Source organism: Serratia sp. HNCC26DJ244 (assembly GCF_057180565.1).
Map to the genome: position 1 here is coordinate 47,462 of NZ_JBXUGO010000013.1, position 23,225 is coordinate 70,686.

The window sequence follows — 23,225 nt, forward strand, 5'->3', positions numbered from 1 at the left end:
CCCAATAATGTGACTATATTTTTTTCTGTGTGCCATCCAGCTTGCGATGAATAAGCGAAACCAACGTAAGGATGTCCAGCGCATCCAGTTCAGACATGGGCCAATTCTTCTTAGGCGAATGGGCCAGTGGATTGCGCACAGCGCCGAATAGACCAATGAGTAGGTTCGCAAAACCTTTTTGTTCACTCTTTTCTGAGTCGGTAGTGAGCGGTCCCAAGGTCAGAACTGGTTGTTGTCCGGTAAATGCCTTGTTCACCAAGTCGGCACCATCGCCGCTCAACCCAGACAACTGACGAATACGTTCCGCAACCCCTTTCGTCGCCTCGAAGACGGCATGAAAATAGTTTTCGTCCAGAAGTTCTGCACGACAATAGTTCAAAACTTCTGCATGCACAGCACGGCTTTCGAGTGCAGCCTTAAGTCGCCCGGCGCGGGCTCGGGCAGAATCGAGTGTTGTTGCTTTAGTGGCGTTCGTGACCTTACCATCTTCACGGACATAAAAGCCGGAAAAAGCTAGGACAACATTGAGTTCATCACGCCTCCAGGTAAATACTGCTGGATCACGAGCGTAATTTACCGGGTTCATCGCACGGTTAATGAACATGATGAGATGGTTGCCGACCTGATATTGGTTCTGCGCACCTACGAGCGCATTATACAGCCGTTTCCATTTTGTCATGCCTGGCGATGTGTCGGCAACTTTGATTTCTTGTAGAAGTCGCTCGATCTGCGACCCACTCAAGCCACGTTCGGTATCAGCAAGAACGCGACAGGCGGCCTCAAGGTGCTGAGAGTTGAATAATGGAATACGTATCATAAATTATCTTTTTATCACCTTTCAGACCCACTCGAGCGCCGTGATAATCGATTGTCCTTCAGTACCGACCTCCACAAACAAAGCGTGCTCGTAGCCAAGCTGCTGCTTATAACCTTGAAGTTTCAGTAGATCGATTCGTCTATCGACGCGACTCGTTGATTTTTTGAATTCTAAGACCAGATGATTCTGTTGTGTACCTCGCCGATGCACGACCACATCAGGAAATACTGTCTTTGCTTCAACGTCTTCGCTGTCTGGATAAAGCTCCAAATGCCTGAGCCGTTTAGGTTCTACACCATCCCGGTTATATTCGCAATCTACATTCCAACCGGGGAAAGATAGCTGGAGGTACATCGCAAAGCGAAAGGTAATGGACCGTTCGTTAGCATCAATACTGAGTAGATCATGATCATTGAATAGTAGCTCGGACAATGCATGTGACACAGGTTCGCCTGGTTCACATTGATTGAGGTAGCGTATTTGATCCGGGGTCAGTGCCATTATCACGCTCGCATACTTAAGGAATTTTATTGGATTTTTCAGTACGCATTCGGTTACCAACTAAAAGGTATAATAACTGAATACTAAAACTTGATGCTCATCACAAAATCAGAAAAACCAGTTCATGAACCAATGGTAGAAAATTCGTATGATTTGTGTTCGGCTACTTGCACAGTTATGAACCAAAACTTAGTTCATAAGCGCATGCTTTGATTGCTCGATGAGAAAAAATTATTTTATTACAGTGGGTTGTGAACTTTTTGATTATAAATTTAATTATGTATTTCCCTCAAACCCAGAATAGTTAAATTGAATATCGGGTTACTTAGTACATAACTCCCCTGTGAACCCTGCTAGTCATACACTTCCCTCACCACTCGCTTCAGTCTTACCATCCCCAAGGTTTATGGCTTTTTTTGCTCAGAGACATTATCGGGCAAGATCATACAAAAACAGCATATATATGGTGTTACCCGCCTTACGCTTAACACGGACACAATCACTTGATCTCTTATCGGCTTTCCAGATTCATACCAGTCACTTTGCCTTTAAGATACTCATCTACATTTCTTGGACGAACATCACGGTGTTTCCGGCTGGATCGCAGACTTGCGCAAGCTTTACGAATCCTAGGTCCTGCGTTTCGCTAGCGGTAACACCAGCGTCTTGACAAACGGCCCTTTGTACTTCGATATCGCGGACACCGCAAACTACAAATGATTTACCTGCAAGGCTTGGGTCAGGAGCAACCGAAACTTGAATCCAAGCATTTTCTGCCAGTTGCCATTCGGCGATTCCCTCATCAGGTGTAACATCTGGCTTGCGCCCAAGCCATTTGGCATACCATTCAACGGCTCCGTCGAAATCATTCACGTGAAGAACGGAGACTATGTTCGTAAAGTTGTTATTCGACACTTCCTTATTCTCCTTATCAAATTAAAATATCCGTTTTTTGTACTTGTAGGCTCAAAATATTAATAGTACGAATCCCCCGCCATTCCCCACATCTACTGGCTGCCATCGCGACAGCCAGTTGCATTAACTTAACGCACCGTTTGCTAAAGCCTTTAAGGCATTATTTGCCCGCCATTAATATCAAGGATTTGGCCGGTGATATAGCTACTGCAGGTGTGGGAAGCAAAGAACAGGAATGCAGGAGCCACTTCATCACTGTGCCCAAAGCGTTTCATCGGGATATTTTCTGCGATGCGCGCTCTAAACTCATCGCTCTTATCAGCGTGAAAAGCAGTATCGATCACACCTGGGGAAATAATATTGAAGCGAATCCCGTCCTGAGTGAATTCTTTGACCCAGCTACGATTGATATTGTGCAACCAAGCCTTGGAAGCGGCATAGAGTGATGTTCCCATCCCCCCGCCCTCATGAGCGACAATCGACCCTGTACTGATCACCGAGGCCGTCTGTCCATGGGTTTTTACGCTATGGCGCAAATGCGGGATGGCATATTTGGTCATCATTAAAGCTGAACGTCCATTGAGGTCCATCACATGATCAAAAAAAGCATCGTCGATATTCTCCAAGCCCTGACGGCCGCCCAAACCACCGGTGTTGTTGATCAGTACATCTATACCACCGAAATGGTTGACGAAGGCTTCAACCAAATGGGAGCACTCAGAGGATTGGGTCAAATCAGCTTGGAAATAGGCGACGTTAGCACCCAGTGTCTTGAATTCTGCCAGCAGACTAGCACCTTCTTTAGCATCACGCGCCCCACAGATCCCCACTGATGCGCCTTGCGCAGCAAAGGCTTTAGCTGCCGCCAACCCGATACCCGCACTGGATCCGGTGATCAAGACGCGTCGTCCTTGTAAATCAGTAAACATGTGCACCTCAAAATATAAGTGAATATACAGTTAGCCAACCCGACACAATCAATTTTTGGCTACTCAGATAATATCCACCGAAAACATCTGTTGCTCCAAATGGTTTTGTTATCATTGCAAGAATTTAATCAGGCAGGTTAACACCAACAAGTATGTGATTGGATTTCGGTAATCTCCAACACCAGTGATTTTATGACACCGTCACGACACCCCCAAGTCAAGAACAGTGCATTGGGTTGGCATTCGACACCAATTGTTATGGTTTACTTCAATCCACTCACCGGTACCCATCCTTCCGTCACATCATGCGTCACCGGATGGGTATAGCGAACCAAGAGATAGCCAGCAAAAACTGGCTCGTTCAATACCTGCACTTTATCACCATCGACAATAAATGACTTTTCTTCACCGAGGCAAATCGGGTCAGGTGCATCGTAGAAATAGAGCCGCTGCTGATTATTGGCGACCTCTCGTGTTATAAACTCCACAATAGAGGTGGAACCCACGCCAGACTCCTGCCGAACATCATCACATCGTTGTTGTTTTGTTTCCAAAACTTCCTGCGGTAGCCATCCTTCAGTCATTTTCTGCGTTGCTGGATGTATATAGCGAGTCCATACAAAACCATTATTCTGCCCCCAGGATAACGCCAGCACCTTATCTCGATTAACCAGAAATGCTTTCACGGCACAGTTTTTGTTGGGGGCCCAATAAAAGGGTTGACGATTTTCAGCAATCTTCACATATCGTTCGCTGGAATCGCCAGCCACCTCGAAAGCATTAGGATAAAATCCCCCAGTGGGATCATCGCCCATATTTTGAATGGCCTGAAAACATTGTTCATCAGCAGCACGGCATGATTGATATTCCTTAGCTGCTGTTGTATCAACCTTCAATTTTACTGGATGGCCCTCATCGAGACTCTCATCCAATAATTCACCTGTTTTTGGATCGTAAATTACCCATCCATAATGGCCTGCATTGGGTGCTGAATCGGTTTTCCGTTGATGTTCATTAATGATTTGAATAAATTCGAGCCCTTTGCGGTCATCATGGTGTTCAATCAGGAACCCCAGATCTTCTGGACGCGGATGTTCACTGGCAACCATAGCCTGGTTAGAACTTGCTAAGAGTTTTCTGAGAGGAATAGCACAATTCCGAATGGGTTGGGCTACCGGATTTTCGCTCAATGTAACATTGGTTATTTCAGCTCCAGAAACTGGATAAGCAGTTAATACGATAAGAAACGAAAAAGTTAAAACGGCTAATTTTCTACTATAAACGGCCATACGCCCCCTTCTATTCCCCTTAACACCAACCAGCATGTGATTGTGTTTCGGTAATCTCCAACACCAGTGATTTTGTGACGCCGTCACGCGCCCAAGTCAAGCTCAGTCTATTGTGTTGCCATTCTACATTAACTTCCTCTATCGGCCGATCCACTGACAAGTCATGTAGCATCAACGTCCGCCCCTGAATTGCGCGGCTACGTAACAGCAGGCAGGAAAGATCCTGGGTGGCAGGGTTATCCGGTGCGCGCCCGCTCAGGAGCTCACCCTCACCGAAGATCCACTGGCGGAATGGTGCTGCGGCATTCACGTTGTAGTGTAACCTTTCACTCGGTGTAGGCTTGGCCGATAACGGTAACCCCATGCAGTGATGCATGCGTGCCAATGCTCCGGTGGTGATCGGGTTATCTAATGGTTGCCAAATAGCTTCTGGCCGCGCTAACTCCCCACGGACCAGCCAAACCAGATCCATCTGGCGCTGATGCGGGTTGTGAACCAGATCGATTTCCACTGCCGCTTGATCCAGCCACAGCAGAATGCGCCGGTAGGTGACATCCTGATAGGCCTGTTGATCCCACTGAACTCGGGTATAGCTATCAAGCCCCGGATAAGGTTGACTCCAATCCACTTTCACATCCAGCAAATTGAAGCCATCGCCCCCCTGCCGTGATAGCAATTGCGGGATAGCGGGCGGCTGATTACTTTGGTCGATCACCAATGTGTTATGCGTAGAGGAGTTTTTGTAATAACCATAATGCAGTTCAGCACCATAGCCAGTAGTGCCAAGATCAGGCAGCAGATCAACGCCCGCACGCATCAGCGAGATCGATAAACGATCATAGTGATCGTGTTCACCGCCATAGGGGCTGTGCTTCACCAATAATTGGTGCCCATGTTGCAGGTCACGGTATAAGGTCAACCCCGCCACAGGGGCATACACTTCGGCCGCTAGCGGTTGATCATCAGCGGCGGGCAATGGTTCACAGCCATAAAGTAATGCATCAAGATCATTTCGTGGTTTACAGCGATAGATGGTCTGCAGTGCCTGCGCATAAGCCGGTTGCCGATACTTGCGGTAAGCAAACTCATACAGATGATTATGCGTTAACCACTCCTGCCCGGCGATGCAATCATTGATGCGCGGAAAACGGCCGCTGCTATCCAGTAACTTCAAGGGGAAAGCGAGCATCTTGGCAAGATTCGGTTCCGCAGCCAGCGAGTAAGGGGTATCACAAGCCCACTTTTCGAACTGCAAAAATGCCTGCAACGCGTAGTAGTGATAATGGATCGACCCTTCGAACCAGAGGCCTTCAGCCAGGACACCGCGCTGCAACTGCCCTTTCAAGCCATACTTCCCAGCTAGCGCAAACTCAAGATAACGCGGCTCTTGTAAAATAAACCCGATAATGCCGATGGTTGCCCCGATCTTAACCTCATGGTTATGCAGTTGTTCGCCACGGTGCACCATTAAAAACTCAGCCCCTTCACGGAGTAAACGCTGTTCAATGGTTTGCTGTTCTTCCGTAGACAGTGCGGTACGAATGTAGTCATAACCCTGTGCGAAATCCAGATGGCAGTTGGCTTCACACAGTGTTTGCGCGTTGGCTTTTCCAGGTCCATTATAAGGAATACCCCCATGTTCCTGATAATCAGGGTATTGTTCCGCATATCCCAGCAACAACTCACGTACTTTTTGTAAGTAAATAACGTTATCGGTCAGCAACCACAGTAACGCCAATTCATGGCACGCTTTGGCATTCAAGCCATTCAGACCGCGCCACCACCCACCATCATAGGGTTCCCCGGTAAATAACGCCCCATCCACCGGGCAGCGATGTATTTCTGGCGAGTCCCAACGCCAATCAAGACGCACACCGTGATCAGGACAAAAGTAGTAGAGATTCCATGTGGCTTTAGAATGGTTGGGCACCAATACGCTGTGTGTCAGAACCTGTTGATTATCAGCCTTGAGACGCTCCACCACTTGCGCTGCAAACTGATGACTGCGTAAAGCGCGCACCTGCTGTAACCGTTCATGATGTTGCATACCACCCTCTCCACTAACCCTATTGCCTACAAGGCTTTATGTTTTCAAAAGGATAGAGTCAGCACGGTGAGAAATAAACCTAATTAAACCCATGTTTCATAAATTTGGGACTACCCCCTCAATAACGAAAAAAACTAGTCATTCTCACCTAAATTTTGTGATCTAGATCGATAAGAAATTGAAACAATGTTCCTAAAAGATGTAAAGTGTGCAAATATTTTTAAAACATCGGTTCATTTTATCTTTTTCTGTGGCCCGAGAATGGAATACTTTTAATTAAATAGGGGCGTTAGACGCTATGAATATTGATATCTTGGTCCTTGGAGGCTACTTCTTGCTGATGATTTTCATCAGTCTCGCCTTCAAAAAAATGGCGAGTAACTCCGCCAGTGACTACTTCCGGGGCGGTGGTCGGATGTTATGGTGGATGGTCGGTGCTACCGCCTTTATGACGCAATTTTCCGCGTGGACCTTTACCGGCGCTGCGGGTAAAGCGTTTACTGATGGTTTCGCGGTCACCTTTGTCTTTCTCGGCAATATCTTTGCCTATATTGTCTCTTACTGGTGGTTCAGCCAACGTTTCCGCCAAATGCGCGTGGATACCCCTACCGAAGCGATCGATCGTCGTTTCGGCAAAGGCAATGAACAATTCTTTACCTGGGCCATCATTCCGCTGAGTATCCTCAACGGCGGTGTCTGGCTGAACGGGTTGGCTATTTTTGTCGGCGCGGTATTTGGCTACGATATGGATACCACCATTTGGGTTACCGGCATCTCAGTACTGTTGATTTCGATGCTTAGTGGCGCATGGGGCGTGGTCGCCAGTGACTTTGTGCAAACACTGGTTGTGGCGGTAGTTTCTGTTGCTTGTGCGGTGGTTGCGCTGATTGTTGTCGGTGGGCCAACTGAAATTATTGAGAAATTCCCAACCAACTTTGTGATGGGGCCAGATATGAACTATGGCCTGTTGTTGGTTGGTTCTTTCCTGTTCTTCTTGGTCAAGCAACTGCAAAGCATCAATAACATGCAGGACTCTTACCGCTTCTTGAATGCCAAAGATTCTAATAACGCCAGAAAAGCCGCGCTATTAGCGATGGCCCTGATGATTTTTGGTTCGATAATTTGGTTTATTCCACCTTGGTCGATGGCGGTCCTGGTCCCTGATGCGGCAGCTGCACACGCTGAATTGGGCAATAAAGCAAGCGATGCGGTGTATCTGGTGTTTGCAGAACGTTATATGCCACTGGGTGTCGTCGGTCTGCTGGTTGCCGGGCTGTTTGCAGCGACCATGTCTTCCATGGACTCTGCCTTGTGCCGTAATGCGGGTATTTTTGTCCGCAGCTTCTGGGCGCCTATTGTTTGCCGTAACAAACCAATGAGTGAAGCGAAAACCTTGCGCATTAGTCAGTTGGTGACGTTGATCAATGGCATATTAGTTATCTTGGTTGCTCAATTGTTTGCTCAACTTAAAGGGCTGAGCCTGTTTGAGCTGATGATGCGTGTTGCCACCCTGCTCCAGTCGCCAATTTTAGTCCCGCTGTTTTTTGGCATGTTTATTCGTAAAACGCCTAAATGGGCTGCATGGGGTACCGTGTGCTTCGGGATGTTTGTCTCGTGGCTGGTGATGAATGTCTTTACTGCACAATGGTTGGCTGACCAGTTTGGCGTCACTCTGACCAAGCGTGAAATCTCTGAACTCACCACCACTATCACTGTTGCTGCTCATTTATTCCTCACAGGTGGTTTTTTCTGGGCGACAACCCTATTTTACAAGCCTGAGAGTTTCACTGCGGCAGAAAGTCAGCGCATTCAGGATTTCTTTAAAGATATAGAAACACCGGTCATCGCTGATGATGAACAAGATACATTTGACCGTATGCAGCGTAACAAGTTGGGGCATATCACCCTGATGATGGGCGCGGGTTTAATGTTGATGGTGTTGCTGCCTAACCCGCTGTGGGGACGTGTGTTGTATGCCGCCTGTGCGGGCTCCATCTTGCTGATTGGTTATCTATTAAAGCGCAGTGCGGGTGCAGAAGACCGCCGTAAAGCGGCTCTGAATTCTCATTAATAAGATGGATACTCTACAAGGCGGCTTGGTGAGCGCCTCGATAGACCTAAGGCGCCGGATGGCGCCTTTGTTGCCAATTACACATAGGGAAACTGATAATGTCTTTTGATACACATTGGCTGGCACAACTCCTTGGGCTATTAGCCTGTGCTATCGGTATCACCGCCTTTTTACAACGGCAAGATAGCAAACTGCGGTTGCATCTTACCCTTAACGGCGCCCTACTGGCGGTTCATTTCCTGATGCTGGGCGCAACCGTCGCCGCCATCAATTGTTTGTTATGTGCCGTGCGCACCTGGATCTCAGGTTATTACCGCACCACACTGGTGATGCTGCTATTCATTGTCTTGGCTTGGGGACTGGTGATTCCACAGATCAATCATCCGATCCAATGGCTCACCGTGATTGGTACCACCCTGAGCACTTATGCACTATTTCGCTTGGATGGGCTGGCGCTGCGCCTGTGCATGCTGGCCAGTACGGTCTGTTGGGTGACACATAATATTTGGGCCGGTTCCATTGGTGGCATTTTGCTGGAAGGCTCATTCCTGGTTATCAACAGCTACACTATTTTGAAAATGTACCGCACTCAGCGGAGCACGCCATCACTGGTTAAAGAAAACCCCTAGTCGAGCAGCATTCAGGTTGTCATCACAGCCTGAAACCACATCCAACAGGTTGCTAACATGTCTCAGACCCTACTGCCCAATATCATTGATTTTATCGCACGTATCGATCCATTCGATCAGTTGCCAGCCCAATTACAACAGGGAATCGCCCAAACCGTGCGTATCAGTTATCTTGGGCAAGGAGAAAGCTTGCCCTTTGATATTGATGCGCAGGAGCGTTATCTCTACATTGTGCGTACTGGTGCGTTAGAGCAGCGTATGTCCAACGGCGTGTTGCGTGCAAAGCTCGGGCCTGATGACTTGTTTGGTTTTACCTTTCTTGCCAGTACGCCGGGCAACCCTGCTGATTGTTACAACGTCACGGCTATTGATGACACTTTGCTGTACCAAATCCCCCATAGCAAGCTCAAGCAGTTACTGCATGAACACCCGCAGTATGCCAACCTGTTTGCGGCCCAAGCGCGAGAGCGTTTGCAATCCGCACTGAATGTGGTTTGGTCGGATAATGACAAAGGGCTCTTCATGCGCCGTGTCAGTGAAATCCATAGCGGCAAGATTGCAGTGGTGGATGAAAATATGTCCATCCAGCAAGTCGCACGGGAAATGCGTCTGAATTGCCGCTCTTCCACGGCGGTCGTGATGGCCGCAGGAGAGCTGGTTGGCCTGATCACCGATCGTGACATGACCAAACGGGTGATTGCCGAAGGGTTCGATATTACACGCCCTATCCGTGAAGTGATGACCCCGAACCCAGTGACCATTCATCCTGATGATTTGGTACTGAAAGCGGCATCGTTAATGATGCAGCACAATATTCGTGGGTTGCCAATAGTTCGAGACCATCAGGTACTGGGTTTGTTGACCACTTCGCATCTGGTTCATAACCACCGCGTACAAGCCATCTTCCTGATTGAAAAAATTAAATATTGCGAAAGTATTGAAGCCCTGAGCGCACTCACTGTGGAACGCCAGGCTATTTTTGAAGCCTTAGTAGAAGGAAATGTGCCAGGCGAGAACATTGGCCAAGTGATGGCACTGATCATGGATGCGTATTGTCATCGGTTGTTGCAGATGGGGGAAACGCTATACGGGCCTCCACCCTGTGATTATGTCTGGCTGACGGCGGGTTCGCAGGCGCGGAACGAAGTCCATATGTTCTCGGACCAAGACAATGCCATCATTATGGCGGATGAGGCCACGGAGCAAGATCGCCACTATTTTTTACAACTGGCAAAATTAGTTGTAGAGGGATTAGACAGTTGTGGCTACCCACTCTGTTCGGGCAATTATATGGCCTCGGTGCATAAATGGTGTCAGCCGCTGCGTATTTGGCAAGCCTACTATCATAAATGGGTGACCAATCCCGAATACGATAAACTATTGAATGCCAGTGTGTTTCTTGAGTTACGTGCGCTACACGGTAACAAGGAGCTCTGTAATCAATTGCAACAGCATCTGTATAGCCTAATTGCTCAGCACCCGGTGTTCTTGCGTGCGCTGACTCGTGATTCCATTGCTACCCAGCCACCATTGGGGATCTTCAAAAATCTGGTGTTGGAAAAAAATGGTCATGATACGCCGGTACTGAATATCAAGCGTTATGCCTTAACGTTGATTATCGATCTGGCGCGCATTTACGGCATGGCTGCCGGTTGTACCCAAACTGGCACTGAGGAGCGCTTTCTCTACGCCCAACAGCATCAGGTTCTATCGGAGGAGAGTTATAAGAATATTATCGGCGCTTATCGTTTTGTGCTGCGTATCCGTTATTTGCATCAACTTAATGCGTTAAAGCAAGGTTTGCAGCCGAATAACCTGATCCGTCCGGATCAATTTGGCAGCTTTGAACGTAAACACTTAAAGGATGCGTTCCGTATTATTGGGGATCTGCAAGACTTTGCTAAATTACGTTTTATTAAGGAGTAACTGATCATGCTGGCCGTTTTTCGCTACTTTGCGCCGTTGTCGAAACTGGAGCGTGCCCGTGCCCATTATCTGGCGCAGCATCCGGTGCTCCCCAAGGTACTCAAAGATCTGTTGCTCTCACCCCTACCTAGCGCCAGCTGCTCACTGGCACAACTGCCCATCCTGGCGCTCGATTTTGAAACCACCGGGCTAGATCCTTATCTTCATCATATTCTGAGTATCGGGACGGTAGCACTCAACGACGGCGGGATCGCCCTCAGCAGTGCCGATCATAGCTACGTTAATGATCCTCGGTCGATCAATGCCGAGACCGTCGTGATTAACCAACTACTGCCTGAGCTGTTAGCTACCGGTCAACCTCTCGACCTTTTAATGGAAGCCCTGTTGGCCAACATGGCTGGGCAGGTCATGCTGGCACACGGTAGCATGGTCGAGCGGCGTTTTATTGAGGCCTATATTGCCAGCCGGTTTGGTTTACCGCCGCCACCGCTACTTTGGTTAGACACGCTGCAGATGGAAAAACGTCGCTATCGTCACCAACGGGAACTCAGCGGTGACTTTCGTTTATCCGTATTACGTCAAAAAGCTGGATTACCGGATTATCCCGCGCACGATGCACTGCTCGATGCCGTCGCCACCGCCGAACTGCTCCTGTTTTACAGTGCCAAATTGGTGACCTCACGCCCAGTCACCTTGGCTGATTTACTGCAACTTCAGGGGAATAAAACAACGTTTTCAGGGGCATAATATCGGGTTGTGATAATCGTGCCGATAAATTCGGGATAGCCTACCTAACGCAACTGAGTAATAGTCTCTGGAAAGCATTTTCCGTGTCTGCCATTCCCTACTCCCAGCCTTTTCATCACGGTGTTCACTGTGGCGGGTTGCGCCGCCAAACCGCGCTATAGCAGTAAACTTGGGCTGTCGCTAATTATGAAAATAATCATCGCGATATAGTACAGCGCGCTATACTTATCGCAGTAACTAACTGCCACAGCTATCGCAGTTTCTTGACGTAAAATTCAAGCATTCCTCTCGTTTTAACCGTCTGTGGAGTACATATGAGCATTAAGACTAAAGCCCCTCGCCCGATCAAAGCGCCCAGTTACCTGGATGCCATCCTACCCATTGTCACACTGATTGTGTTGGTGGGTGCATCTGTGACTTTGTTTGGTCTTGACGCGGTTAACGGCCCGCTACAGGTGGCGATCATTCTCAGCTCCATGATTACCTCAATGATTATCTTGAAGAATGGTCATTCGTGGGAGGAACTTGCTGAATCTGGACGTAAAGGAATCTCAACAGTTTCAGGGACCATTTTTATTCTCTTTTCTGTCGGTGCACTGATTGGTACTTGGAATATGTCTGGCACTATTCCCACCATGGTGTATTACGGCATTATCATGATTAGTCCCAACTGGTTTTACCCCATCGCTTTTCTGGTTTGTGTCGGCGTGTCTTTAAGTATCGGTAGTTCGTGGACCACTGCAGGGACATTAGGGGTCGGCTTGGTTGGTTTAGCCACGATGCTGGGGATATCCCCCGAAATTACTGCAGGCGCCGTGGTCTCCGGCGCTTATGTGGGGGATAAAATTTCACCGTTATCTGAAACGACAGTACTGGCTGCGCAATTAAATGGCGTCGAACTCTATAAACATATCCGTGCACAACTTTGGACCACTATTCCTGCCGCGTTTCTCGCCCTGTGCGCTTTTATTCTTTTGGGGTTGGACCCGATTGGTGCTTTTGATGCCACGGTCACCAATAATGAGCTGATGCGGTTCAACGAACTGTTTCATATCACCCCATGGAATCTGTTGCCGCTAGCATTACTGTTGATACTCTCGGTATATAAAGTCCCTGCATCATTAGCCATCATGTCTTCTGCCTTACTGGCGGGGGTAATGACTTCTTTTATGCAACCGCAGGTTATTGAGCGATTTATTACCGAACACGATACCGCTGCACCGCTATTAGCCATTAAGGCCGTGTGGGTAGCGATGGCGAATGGATTTCAAGAAAACTCCGGAATGATGCAGATTGATGCCCTACTTTCCCGTGGTGGTATGGACAGCATGCTGTTAACCATCTGGCTGATTATTGGTGCGGTGACATTCGGCATTATGGTGGATGACTTTGGTCTGCTGAATAAACTGGTTACCCCACTGCTGTTACGTGCCAGAACGGTTGGTCGTCTATTTACGTCGGTGGTTGCCACCGCAATTGGGCTTAATATTACTGCAGGTGATCAATATATTGCATTACTTTTGCCGACTCGGTTATTCCAGGCTGAATTTGCCAAACGCCGCTTAGCACCGGAAAACCTCTCACGCATTGTTTCTGATGCAGGGATAGTCACCTCCCCGCTGATTCCATGGAACTCTTGTGGGGCTTATATGGCTGCGGTGTTGGGCGTTTCCACCATGGCCTATATGCCCTTTGCCGTATTCAATATTGCTGCCCCTTTAATTACGCTGGCCTTGGGGATTACCGGCTTTAAGATCCGCTATATACCCAAAGCCACCGAGTCAAAAGGTGATAATCCTGGCAGTAAAGCGGTTTAGCAATAACAGCTTTGAAACGAGTACGGAGACAAGGAAAACTATGATGAGCAATATGAATTTTAGTAAGGCACTTTGGAAATCATACAGCGTTATAATAAAGTAAAATACGCTGTAGTGCACAATGTACACGCCAACCATCGCCGGGCTGATAAACTTCACTATTGTGATTATCAGCCTGTTTTTTATGTCGATATTATCAAACAGAACAAACAGCGCCAGGCTCATGGCCAGCAGATGTAAATGCTCCAGCACAAACCAACCGGCTACACTGATTAGAGTGTGTGTGGATAAGTAGCGCTCATAAAAAAACATCGAAATGCCGATAGGAACAACCAATAATTTAGCTGCCAACAACACCTTAGGCTGTTTAGTAAACCGCCGCCCAGGGGCCTCCCCCAACACATGCCCAACGATGTAATATCCACTCCAGATCCAAATAAATGAGTAACTCGATATGAATAGTGGGTCATCTGTGGTATCCAAGGGGCTGAATATATCCAACAGCGCGATAATAGCCACCAGGCCAATAAAAACCCCTGCAGTCACCTTTAAGTTATTAATCGCTTTGACAATGATTGGGTAAAGCAAATAAATGATCCCCATATTTAACAATATCCCATTCTGTAAAATATATCCCTGTTGGATATATTGTGTTTTCAGCAGGGAGAAAACCACATTCCATAATATCATTATCATTAAAATGGATTTAATCTTAAAGGCAATCTCTATTTTAGATAACTTACCCACTTCATCAAGATAACCCATGATAATAAAAAACAGAGGTTGTGCAATGATCGACACGAAATACAGTGCACTCATTGAGTCAGCTCTTAGAAAGCATTCATAAGCGCAAATCTGGCTGGTTGAAAAAAAGGTAACAGCTGAAAAACAGCTCAGACTCTTCAATGCAGGTAGACCGAAACTTTTACTCATTATGCAATCGCCTATGGCTGAGCCTGTATATACTTTCATCGAGTCACTTGAGTCTTGACTACACCCCTCACCTATAAGTAACTCGAATGGTTTTCAGTATAGCTCACCGTGCTGTTTTTTATGAAAATAATCTTAGTATAACTAGTGAAGGCATACAATGTAAAATTATTGTGAATAAGATACCTATCATATTCTCTACGGATGCCCGCTTAACTCAAAACCTTTCTTTGTACAGTGCTACTCAGCGATCTCTATTTCACCTGAGATTAGTCTGATTTTGCTACGACACTTTGCCAATCCAACTTCGCAGTATTTCACCATTTGAAAGTAAAAACTTTCATTTTACTGTAACGCTCGTCAAATAGACTATCTCTGTACAACAATCAGACATAATTTTTATTATGCCCTTTTGTCGCATTGTCGGTTGATTATCGTCAATTAATTAGTTTTTTACACTGCTTTTTATGATTATCTTGAAGTATTATACCCATTGGTTTGAGGTGGTAATGGTGGAAAATGTCTCACAACAGGAAAAATCCATGATTGCAGCTATGATTTAATCGTCAGTGCATGATTAAGTTTATCCTTTAATAACAAATAACTTATGACAGGTGTCAGGAAGGAAAACGACAATGAGCTCATCAACGAATAAATTGTCCCTATGGTCGCTCACCGCATTGGTGGTGGGTTCTATGGTTGGTGCTGGGATATTTTCTTTACCGGCAACCTTTGGGCGTGCTACCGGGGGGTTTGGAGCCATCATCGCTTGGTGTATTGCCGGTGGTGGTATGTTAATGCTGGCGTTTGTTTTCCAGACATTGGCTCAGCGCAAGCCCGATCTCGATTCTGGTGTTTTTATCTATGCTAAAGCCGGGTTCGGTAATTATCTCGGTTTTATCTCTGCTCTGGGGTTCTGGGCCGGCTCCTGTATTGGTAATGTCTCCTACTTTGTATTGATCAAATCCACGCTGGGTGGCTTTTTCCCGGTGTTTGGTGATGGCAATACCATCCCGGCAGTATTGGTGGCCACCGCTATTTTGTGGGGGTTTCATATTCTGATACTACGTGGCGTGAAAAATGCTGCCACCATTAATACTATCGCGACCTTCGCTAAAATTCTGCCAATCTTTATTTTTATCATTGTGCTGTTCTTCGCCTTTAAAGGTGACATGTTCATGCTCAACTTCTGGGGGACACCAGAGGTCGCCACGTCGTTGGCGGGTACCGGTGATTTATCTCACCTTAACGACTATGGCTATGTGGGCCATGCGGCAGCGGCTATCACCGCCACTGCAGAACCTGAGTCATTGTTCAGCCAGGTGCGCAGTACCATGTTAGTCACAGTGTTCGTATTCCTGGGGATTGAAGGTGCCAGCGTTTATTCCCGTTATGCGAAAGAGCGTAGCCATGTCGGTATTGCTACAGTGCTGGGCTTTGTTGGTGTGCTGTGTTTGTTAGTGCTGATCACCATGCTCTCTTATGGCGTCATGCTGCGCCCTGATTTGGCGGCACTGCGTCAACCTTCTATGGCTGGTGTGCTAGAGGCCATTGTTGGCCGCTGGGGTGCGATTTTTATCAGCGTGGGTTTGATTGTTTCTGTACTGGGGGCCTATCTCTCTTGGTCGTTGCTGGCAGCAGAAGTGCTGTTTTCCGCAGCGAAAAGCGAAAGTATGCCTAAAGTATTTGGTACTGAAAACAGTAGCGCGGTCCCTTCAGCGGCAGTCTGGTTAACCAATATCACCATTCAAGTCTTCTTGATTCTGACGCTCTTTAGCCAATATGCATTCCAACTGGCACTTGAGCTCACCAGTTCATTAACTCTGATCCCTTACCTGCTGGTTGGGGCCTATGGGTTGAAGCTGGCCTGGACCGGTGAAACCTATGAAAAGGATAAGGCTAATCTCAAGAAAGATCTGATCATCGCAGCGATAGCCACGTTCTATGCATTCCTGATGCTGTATGCCGGTGGAATGAAATATATTCTGCTTTCTGCCGTTATCTATGGCCCGGGCACGTTGTTGTACATTATCGCCAAGCGTGAGCAACATGCAAAAGCTTTCACGCCGGCTGAAATGGGGCTCTTTGTTATCATCATGGTCGCCGCAATTGTTGCAATTTATAGCATTGCGACAGGCATTATTACTATCTGATAGAGGCAAGTCATATGTCGACTAAAAAAAAGACGCACGCTAAGTTTGGTGTTCATTCAGAAGTAGGGAAACTGCATAAAGTGATGGTGTGTGCGCCAGGTAAAGCACATAACCGTTTAACACCAAGTAACTGTGATGAACTGTTGTTTGATGATGTGTTATGGGTTGAACGCGCCAAACGTGACCATTTTGACTTTATGACCAAGATGCGTGAGCACGGTGTTGATGTGGTTGAAATGCATAATCTGCTGGCTGAAACCTTGGCATTGTCAGAAGCCAGAAAGTGGATCCTCGACCAGCAGATTGTGCCGAATGAGGTGTCGGTAGGTATTCTTAAGGAAACTCGCAGCTATTTAGATGGCCTGGCTCCACGGGTATTGGCTGAAGTTCTGATCGGGGGTCTTTCCACCACTGATCTGGCTAAAGAAGGTTATGCCGATCACGAAGAGCTTAAGCTGATCCGCGAAGCAGTAGGCATTACCGAATATCTGCTGCCACCGTTGCCTAACACACTCTACACCCGTGATACCACGTGCTGGATTTACGGTGGAGTGACTTTAAACCCACTCTATTGGCCAGCACGCCACGAAGAAACCATTCTGACCACCGCCATCTATAAATTCCACCCTGACTTTGGTGAGGCTAATGTCAATGTCTGGTGGGGGGATCCGACTGTACACCATGGCTCAGCAACGCTCGAGGGTGGTGATGTGATGCCGATCGGTAATAAAACCGTGTTGATTGGTATGAGTGAGCGCACCTCTCATCAGGCGATTACCCAGTTGGCAGCCTCGTTGTTCTCTAACAAGCATTCCGGTGTTGAACGAGTGATGATCGCGGCAATGCCGAAGCTGCGTGCTGCGATGCACCTGGATACGGTATTTACTTTCTGTGACCGTGACGTTGTCACTCTATACCCTGCTATCGTCGACCAGATCAAAACGTTTTCACTGCGGCCAGATAGTGGCCCAACCGGTATGAAACTGAGCCGCGACAAAGGCACCTTTGTTGAAGCCGTGGCTGGGGCATTGAACCTGAAGAAACTGCGGGTTGTGGAAACTGAAGGTAATGATTATGACACTGAACGCCAACAGTGGGACAGTGGTAACAACATGGTTGCGCTCTCTCCTGGCGTGGTTATGGCTTATGATCGCAATACCAAAACCAATACCCAGCTTCGTAAAGAAGGTATCGAGGTAATTGAGATTGTCGGTAGTGAGTTAGGTCGTGGGCGTGGTGGCGGTCACTGTATGACCTGCCCGATTATCCGTGATGCTATCGATTACTAAGCAAACTTGACGCTTAACCGGTAAATATGGCCACCTTTTGAGGTGGCCTTTACTTTATTGGTTTTTATTAATTGGTTCCCCGGTATGGGTTGGATCCCAAGGTTGACTGGTTAGATCAATATGTTCAGGAAACGGGTAACGTTGCCCATCATAATGTACTGTCTGTTTTACCTTGGTGTTACCATCGGTTTGCCAATTAACCGTGACGATAAGATCAGCAAAGCCATGGGATTGTTTAGGGCCGATACCGAGGGTAACTTTGGCGAAACTAGTGTCACAGTCGGCATTAGGAGGTACGCCATTGTCGGAGGAACAGTACACCGACAGGTCAAGATAAGTGCTAAACACCGGACGCAATTTGCTGTTATCAGGTACATAGAGCGTTAATAGGCCATCAGCCCAAGCATCCGGGTTACTTGCCCCTCTGCCAACGCTGGTTAATACCAGGCCAAATGCCCGTATACCGGGTGCCAAGTGATAGCGAGCAGTATCTAGCCATAAGCTACTCCGTCCAATCTCAAGCGTGGCATCTTCTGCCATCATTTCCTGGTAAGACTCCAGTAACAGACCATCCTGATTATTCACTTTACCTACCAATAAATGGAATTCACGCTCACCAACCGGGGCTTTATTGCCTTGTTCAAGATAGGCTAATGCCACCACGGATTGGCTATCATCCTCCACCCACACTTTACAGGCTGCGGCTATCAACGGATTGTTTTCCTCGCCAGTGGGGACGACCCAATTATCTTGCTTTAGCTGTTTGGCTAATGAACTGATCAGTTGAGGATCACAGGGTTGCTGCTCCTTAGTCCATCCCTTGATCGGGGCAATCAGCAGTATCAATAACAGATACCCTATCCTTGTTAGTCCTAAATGATGCTGTTGCATGGGGTTAACCCTGTTCCGCTTCTGTTATTGGATGGCATAAGTGCATTGTCGCGCAGTTTGCAGCGGCAAATCAATTTGTACTGATGAGAATACCCCGTTGCAGTTTCCTCAAGGGATAACAGCCAGCTTGGCAGGTTTAAGGCTGTATCATTCATCTATTTACGTTTACTCACTGATTTCCGCCCACTGTAGGCAGTTTCTGGTGGTATCATTATCAAGCTAAATAATTAATCCCGATAGTTGCTATAAAATGGAAGCATGGAAACTTAATTTAATCTCGGTATGGTTCGGCTGTTTCTTTACTGGCATGGCGATGAGCCAGATTCTGCCTTTTCTGCCGTTGTATGTTGAGCAACTTGGTGTTGATGGTCATGAATCGCTAAGTATTTGGTCGGGTTTGGTGTTTAGCGGCACGTTTCTAGTTTCTGCCATCGTTTCACCTTGGTGGGGGAGCTTGGCTGATCGCCGAGGACGTAAGCTAATGCTGCTGCGAGCCTCCCTGGGTATGGCAACACTTATTGCCTTGCAAGGGGCTGGTCAGCAATGTCTACCAGTTATTTGCTCTGCGTGCCTTAATGGGGCTGACTTCCGGTTATATCCCTAATGCCATGGCCTTGGTCGCTTCACAAATACCACGCAATAAGAGTGGCTGGGCATTGGGAACCTTATCTACCGGGCCTATTTCAGGGGTAATCGTTGGCCCATTGCTCGGTGGTTTAATGGCTGATCACCTGGGGTTGCGGGTGGTATTTTTTGTCACTGCCGTCATGATGTTTGTCAGTTTTTTGGTGACGCTGTTTTTGATCAAAGAAAATCATACAGTGATAAAAAAGGCCGACCAACCAAGTGGTGCCGCCCTGTTTCGCTCATTGCCTTATCCTGGGGTTATTATCACGCTGTTTATCAGTACCATGATGGTTCAATTGGCTAACTCATCCATCAGCCCAATTTTAACGCTCTTTATCCGTGATCTGACTTTGACTGATTATAAAGATAACATTGCCTTTGTCAGTGGGATGATCGCCGCAATTCCGGGGGTTGCAGCCTTGATTTCCGCCCCGCGACTGGGGAGATTGGGTGACCGTATCGGCACTGCACGGATCCTGGCCATGGCATTGGCTTTCACTGCCCTGCTGTTTACCATCATGACTTGGGTACAAACCCCGATACAGCTTGGTATTTTGCGGTTTTTGCTTGGCTTTGCCGATGGTGCATTGATGCCTGCCATTCAAGTACTGCTGTTACGCTACTCTCCTTCTCAGGCTACAGGGCGTATTTTTGGCTATAACCAGTCATTTATGTATTTGGGTAATGTGGTTGGCCCGCTGATCGGCTCTTCTGTTTCCGCCATGATGGGATTCCGCTGGGTATTTATTGTCACCGCAATTTTGGTATTGATTAATTTTATCCTGGTACAACACCGAGTTACACGGGTTGAGCGTAGCTTATCGGTCTCGCAACCAAGGGGTTAACGTTACCCCGACCAACAACCCCTCTGGGCTAAGTAGGCGGGTAACGTTCTGGCCCCAAGGTTCCTGACGGTTAGCTACGTTTTTAGATAAGGCCAGCGGTTCAGCCTGTTCGTTGACAGGCGTGAACCGTCGTAGCGTTAAACCGTTTCTGGCTCTAGGTGAACCGCGATATAGCGCTGGTAGCGCGCTGGCTTGACGCGAGTTAAATCCACTAACACCAAACCATCAATACAATTGTTAAACGCCGGGTCAGTACCGAAGTCGATAAACTGTACCCCGCCAGGCTCACACAATTCACTGTATTGCTTATACAAAGTGGGAATGGAGCAACCAATATTGCTCAATAAACTTTTTAACCGCGCTAAATCTTCCTGATAGTTATCGCCTGCAAATTGCGCCAATACCTGCGGTAAAGAAGTTGGATAAGGGCGACGTGATTGAGCCATCACCTGTTCAGGCGAAAAATAGAGCCGGTAGAAAGCAATCAACAGGTCGCGAGCGGTCACCGGCATAGCGCCGGAAATAGACACTGGACCAAACAGGTAACGATACTGCGGATATTTTGCCACATAAGCACCAATGCCCAACCACAGATAATCCAACCCCCGCTTGCCCCAATAAACCGGCTGAATAAAGCTGCGACCGAGTTCAATCCCTTGCTCCAGGATCGGCATCATATCCTGATCGTAATGGAACAGACTGTTACTGTAGATGCTTTGCAGGCCTTTATCGGCTAACTGAGGACCGGTGGGGATAAAGCGATAGGCACCAACAATTTCGAGCTCATCTTCATCCCATAATACCAGGTGATAATAGTCGTCATCGTAGCTGTCCAAATCACGACGTCTACCTGACCCCTCACCGACTGCGCGGAAAGCAATCTCACGCAACCGCCCCAACTCACGCAGGATAGGGGTTCTTGCTTCCCCCTGCCGACGATAGAGGAAAATAGTCTTGCCATCGGGAGTGCTACCCAGTTGTTCACAAGCAGCCAAGGCTTTTTTCAACTCTAAACGATCTTCCGGCAAGGCAATGGCCGCTTCACTGGTAAATAACCCCGGTTTACCCTGCCCCAGACGGTAAACATGGCGGCGGAACCGCTCTGCGAGATCACGCGCATGGGTATGACCATCGTGCCATTGACTGAATGGGATGCGGCCCCCGATGCGGATTTTAATCCGTCCTCCGCGCTGTTTGAACATCTCTCGCACTAATAATAAGGTTGATAATGGGTTGTAAACCAGAGAGGTGAAATAGAACAGATTGCTGTTACGCGCAGTAATATGCACTGGCACGATCGGCGCGCGGGCCTTGGCGGCCAAACGCAGAAAACCGGTGTGCCAATGACTATCACGAATCCCCTTGGCGCTCATGCGCGATACTTCCCCTGCCGGGAATAGAATCAGCACGCCCTGGTTATCCAGTTGTGCTTGCATGGCCTCTATCTGCTTGCGGTTGGTACGGTAGTTGAAATTATCCACCGGTACAAACAGGCTACGTAACGGTTCAATATAGGATAAGAATTGGCTGGCAACTATTTTGATGTCCGATCTGACTGCCGCTACTGCCCGTATTAATGCTAACCCATCCAGTGACCCGATAGGATGATTGGCCACCAGAACCACCGGGCCCTGACTGGGGATATTCTCCAGATCACCATCCACCAACTCGCAATTTACATTAAAAAAATCCAACACCTGCTCGACAAAATCCAACCCTCTCAGGTAAGGATAATCAGCTGCAAATTGATTGAGTTCTTTCTCGCAAAGCAAGGTTGATAGCAGTTTACGCTGCCAAGCGGGGGTTTTGCGATGCGGGAATGATTCTTGCAGAAAAGTATCCAAACTAAACATCGTGATTCTCCTAGCCTAGTCATGGCTAACGTAAGCGAGCATCATGACCTTAATATATCCATATCATGACAAAAAAATGAAACTCCATCCCCATACTGCGCAGTTATAGCAAAAAATTCAAGCCAGGCACTCTTTTACTGTCCGCTGCTATATGACTGCTAAAGGAATACCACGTTAAAACTTATTTCAATAACCTAGAATCACATCGCCATTTTAATGTCCGTAATTCGCCATTGTCGCATTAATTTTCATGTCATAATCGGCCTATGAAATGCAAGGAGTGAATTTACATGCAGATTTTTTTTCTTGACCGGATGCTAACACCGATTGGTGAACTGGTGTTGGTCAGCGATGTACAGGGTCAGATGCGAGCAGTGGATTGGACAGACCATGAGGCTCGTCTGATGAAACTGTTAAATATCCACTATCGCGGTGAATTCGCACTACAGATAAAAACCAATCCAGGAGGGCTTACGGATCTGATGCAACGTTATTTTGCCGGGGAGTTAACCGTGATCGACAGTATGCCAGTCAAGACGCTCGGTAGTGAATTCCAGCGTACCGTCTGGGAACAGTTGCGCAAAATCCCTTGTGGAGAAACCGTCACTTATGGGGAGTTGGCGAAACGAATAGGTCGCCCTACTGCTTCCCGTGCAGTGGGCATGGCTAATGGCGCCAACCCCATCAGTATCGTGGTACCTTGCCACCGTGTTATTGGCGCACAAGGAATGCTTACCGGATACGCGGGGGGGTTACAACGTAAACAATGGTTGCTTAAACACGAAGGTTTTTTGCCTTAATGGCTTGCAAGGCAAACATGGTGAAGTGCCTATTTTTGGCTGCATTATTACTCGTGCTAATTGCATTCACACTTCAAGCTTAAATGATAACAATATACTGATTTGTAACGTATTATCATAATTAAATGTTGCTTTTTTAATAAATTTAG

At 47.5% G+C, this 23,225-nt stretch carries 17 protein-coding genes and 2 pseudogenes; 9 read left to right on the forward strand and 10 right to left on the reverse strand.

Annotated elements, in window-relative coordinates:
- Positions 1 to 13: 13 nt before the first annotated feature.
- From AC2A06_RS11950 to AC2A06_RS11975, 6 genes are all read right to left on the reverse strand, one after another.
- Positions 14 to 817 carry a TIGR02391 family protein gene (locus AC2A06_RS11950; protein WP_484380415.1) on the reverse strand — a complete coding sequence of 268 codons (804 nt, stop codon included), beginning with the start codon at positions 815 to 817 and terminating at the stop codon, positions 14 to 16.
- Between the two features lie 21 nt (positions 818 to 838).
- Positions 839 to 1,318, reverse strand: coding sequence for a hypothetical protein (locus tag AC2A06_RS11955; protein ID WP_484380416.1), 480 nt, complete (start codon positions 1,316 to 1,318; stop codon positions 839 to 841).
- A gap of 561 nt (positions 1,319 to 1,879) precedes the next feature.
- Positions 1,880 to 2,233 (reverse strand): VOC family protein, encoded by a 354-nt coding sequence (locus AC2A06_RS11960; protein ID WP_484380417.1) that lies wholly within the window; start codon positions 2,231 to 2,233, stop codon positions 1,880 to 1,882.
- Between the two features lie 152 nt (positions 2,234 to 2,385).
- Complete coding sequence (locus AC2A06_RS11965; protein ID WP_484380418.1) at positions 2,386 to 3,162, reverse strand: SDR family NAD(P)-dependent oxidoreductase; 777 nt, start codon at positions 3,160 to 3,162, stop codon at positions 2,386 to 2,388.
- Positions 3,163 to 3,425: 263 nt separating this feature from the next.
- Positions 3,426 to 4,451, reverse strand: coding sequence for a hypothetical protein (locus AC2A06_RS11970; protein WP_484380419.1), 1,026 nt, complete (start codon positions 4,449 to 4,451; stop codon positions 3,426 to 3,428).
- A 19-nt stretch (positions 4,452 to 4,470) separates the two neighbouring features.
- The gene (locus AC2A06_RS11975) at positions 4,471 to 6,498 is read right to left on the reverse strand and encodes a heparinase II/III domain-containing protein (RefSeq protein ID WP_484380420.1); all 2,028 of its coding nucleotides are present in this window, start codon (positions 6,496 to 6,498) and stop codon (positions 4,471 to 4,473) included.
- A gap of 298 nt (positions 6,499 to 6,796) precedes the next feature.
- Here AC2A06_RS11975 and AC2A06_RS11980 point away from each other — a divergent pair, with 298 nt between their 5' ends.
- From AC2A06_RS11980 to AC2A06_RS12000, 5 genes are all read left to right on the forward strand, one after another.
- Positions 6,797 to 8,569 carry a sodium:solute symporter family transporter gene (locus AC2A06_RS11980; protein WP_484380421.1) on the forward strand — a complete coding sequence of 591 codons (1,773 nt, stop codon included), beginning with the start codon at positions 6,797 to 6,799 and terminating at the stop codon, positions 8,567 to 8,569.
- A gap of 98 nt (positions 8,570 to 8,667) precedes the next feature.
- The gene (locus AC2A06_RS11985; protein WP_484380422.1) at positions 8,668 to 9,198 is read left to right on the forward strand and encodes a YgjV family protein; all 531 of its coding nucleotides are present in this window, start codon (positions 8,668 to 8,670) and stop codon (positions 9,196 to 9,198) included.
- Between the two features lie 57 nt (positions 9,199 to 9,255).
- Positions 9,256 to 11,124: a DUF294 nucleotidyltransferase-like domain-containing protein gene (locus tag AC2A06_RS11990; protein WP_473197737.1), complete on the forward strand. Its 1,869-nt coding sequence runs from the start codon at positions 9,256 to 9,258 to the stop codon at positions 11,122 to 11,124.
- A gap of 6 nt (positions 11,125 to 11,130) precedes the next feature.
- Positions 11,131 to 11,871, forward strand: a complete 741-nt coding sequence (locus AC2A06_RS11995) for an exonuclease domain-containing protein (protein WP_484380423.1) — start codon at positions 11,131 to 11,133, stop codon at positions 11,869 to 11,871.
- Positions 11,872 to 12,185: 314 nt separating this feature from the next.
- Positions 12,186 to 13,688 carry a Na+/H+ antiporter NhaC family protein gene (locus AC2A06_RS12000; RefSeq protein WP_484380424.1) on the forward strand — a complete coding sequence of 501 codons (1,503 nt, stop codon included), beginning with the start codon at positions 12,186 to 12,188 and terminating at the stop codon, positions 13,686 to 13,688.
- On the opposite strand, the gene AC2A06_RS12005 is transcribed toward AC2A06_RS12000, so the two are convergent.
- Positions 13,653 to 14,621, reverse strand: coding sequence for an acyltransferase family protein (locus AC2A06_RS12005; RefSeq protein WP_484380425.1), 969 nt, complete (start codon positions 14,619 to 14,621; stop codon positions 13,653 to 13,655). The two genes, AC2A06_RS12000 and AC2A06_RS12005, sit on opposite strands and share 36 nt — an antisense overlap.
- A gap of 632 nt (positions 14,622 to 15,253) precedes the next feature.
- Between AC2A06_RS12005 and AC2A06_RS12010 the strand changes: the two genes are divergently transcribed.
- Together AC2A06_RS12010 and arcA are read left to right on the forward strand one after the other, a co-directional pair.
- Positions 15,254 to 16,771 (forward strand): amino acid permease, encoded by a 1,518-nt coding sequence (locus AC2A06_RS12010; RefSeq protein WP_484380426.1) that lies wholly within the window; start codon positions 15,254 to 15,256, stop codon positions 16,769 to 16,771.
- A 14-nt stretch (positions 16,772 to 16,785) separates the two neighbouring features.
- Positions 16,786 to 18,060 carry an arginine deiminase gene (arcA, locus tag AC2A06_RS12015; RefSeq protein ID WP_484380427.1) on the forward strand — a complete coding sequence of 425 codons (1,275 nt, stop codon included), beginning with the start codon at positions 16,786 to 16,788 and terminating at the stop codon, positions 18,058 to 18,060.
- A gap of 54 nt (positions 18,061 to 18,114) precedes the next feature.
- On the opposite strand, the gene AC2A06_RS12020 is transcribed toward arcA, so the two are convergent.
- Positions 18,115 to 18,951 (reverse strand): PA3715 family protein, encoded by an 837-nt coding sequence (locus AC2A06_RS12020; RefSeq protein ID WP_484380428.1) that lies wholly within the window; start codon positions 18,949 to 18,951, stop codon positions 18,115 to 18,117.
- 250 nt (positions 18,952 to 19,201) lie between these two features.
- Here AC2A06_RS12020 and AC2A06_RS12025 point away from each other — a divergent pair.
- Positions 19,202 to 20,423 (forward strand): annotated as a pseudogene (locus tag AC2A06_RS12025) (multidrug efflux MFS transporter).
- Here AC2A06_RS12025 and AC2A06_RS12030 read toward each other — a convergent pair.
- Both AC2A06_RS12030 and olsF read right to left on the reverse strand, forming a co-directional pair.
- A pseudogene (locus tag AC2A06_RS12030) lies at positions 20,397 to 20,501 on the reverse strand (glyoxalase); the annotation flags it as partial. The pseudogenes AC2A06_RS12025 and AC2A06_RS12030 sit on opposite strands and share 27 nt — an antisense overlap.
- 59 nt (positions 20,502 to 20,560) lie before the next feature.
- Positions 20,561 to 22,276 (reverse strand): bifunctional ornithine lipid synthase OlsF, encoded by a 1,716-nt coding sequence (gene olsF / locus AC2A06_RS12035; RefSeq protein ID WP_484380429.1) that lies wholly within the window; start codon positions 22,274 to 22,276, stop codon positions 20,561 to 20,563.
- Between the two features lie 290 nt (positions 22,277 to 22,566).
- Here olsF and ogt point away from each other — a divergent pair, with 290 nt between their 5' ends.
- The gene (ogt, locus tag AC2A06_RS12040; protein ID WP_484380430.1) at positions 22,567 to 23,076 is read left to right on the forward strand and encodes a methylated-DNA--[protein]-cysteine S-methyltransferase; all 510 of its coding nucleotides are present in this window, start codon (positions 22,567 to 22,569) and stop codon (positions 23,074 to 23,076) included.
- Positions 23,077 to 23,225 lie beyond the last annotated feature (149 nt).

What these genes read in the sequence shown, in the direction of transcription:
- AC2A06_RS11950 (WP_484380415.1), bottom strand. Translation starts at nt 817, where the DNA reads ATGATACGTATTCCATTATTCAACTCTCAGCACCTTGAGGCCGCCTGT.
- AC2A06_RS11955 (WP_484380416.1), bottom strand. Translation starts at nt 1,318, where the DNA reads ATGGCACTGACCCCGGATCAAATACGCTACCTCAATCAATGTGAACCA.
- AC2A06_RS11965 (WP_484380418.1), bottom strand. Translation starts at nt 3,162, where the DNA reads ATGTTTACTGATTTACAAGGACGACGCGTCTTGATCACCGGATCCAGT.
- AC2A06_RS11970 (WP_484380419.1), bottom strand. Translation starts at nt 4,451, where the DNA reads ATGGCCGTTTATAGTAGAAAATTAGCCGTTTTAACTTTTTCGTTTCTT.
- AC2A06_RS11975 (WP_484380420.1), bottom strand. Translation starts at nt 6,498, where the DNA reads ATGCAACATCATGAACGGTTACAGCAGGTGCGCGCTTTACGCAGTCAT.
- AC2A06_RS11980 (WP_484380421.1), top strand. Translation starts at nt 6,797, where the DNA reads ATGAATATTGATATCTTGGTCCTTGGAGGCTACTTCTTGCTGATGATT.
- AC2A06_RS11985 (WP_484380422.1), top strand. Translation starts at nt 8,668, where the DNA reads ATGTCTTTTGATACACATTGGCTGGCACAACTCCTTGGGCTATTAGCC.
- AC2A06_RS11990 (WP_473197737.1), top strand. Translation starts at nt 9,256, where the DNA reads ATGTCTCAGACCCTACTGCCCAATATCATTGATTTTATCGCACGTATC.
- AC2A06_RS11995 (WP_484380423.1), top strand. Translation starts at nt 11,131, where the DNA reads ATGCTGGCCGTTTTTCGCTACTTTGCGCCGTTGTCGAAACTGGAGCGT.
- AC2A06_RS12000 (WP_484380424.1), top strand. Translation starts at nt 12,186, where the DNA reads ATGAGCATTAAGACTAAAGCCCCTCGCCCGATCAAAGCGCCCAGTTAC.
- AC2A06_RS12005 (WP_484380425.1), bottom strand. Translation starts at nt 14,621, where the DNA reads ATGAGTAAAAGTTTCGGTCTACCTGCATTGAAGAGTCTGAGCTGTTTT.
- AC2A06_RS12010 (WP_484380426.1), top strand. Translation starts at nt 15,254, where the DNA reads ATGAGCTCATCAACGAATAAATTGTCCCTATGGTCGCTCACCGCATTG.
- arcA (WP_484380427.1), top strand. Translation starts at nt 16,786, where the DNA reads ATGTCGACTAAAAAAAAGACGCACGCTAAGTTTGGTGTTCATTCAGAA.
- AC2A06_RS12020 (WP_484380428.1), bottom strand. Translation starts at nt 18,951, where the DNA reads ATGCAACAGCATCATTTAGGACTAACAAGGATAGGGTATCTGTTATTG.
- olsF (WP_484380429.1), bottom strand. Translation starts at nt 22,276, where the DNA reads ATGTTTAGTTTGGATACTTTTCTGCAAGAATCATTCCCGCATCGCAAA.
- ogt (WP_484380430.1), top strand. Translation starts at nt 22,567, where the DNA reads ATGCAGATTTTTTTTCTTGACCGGATGCTAACACCGATTGGTGAACTG.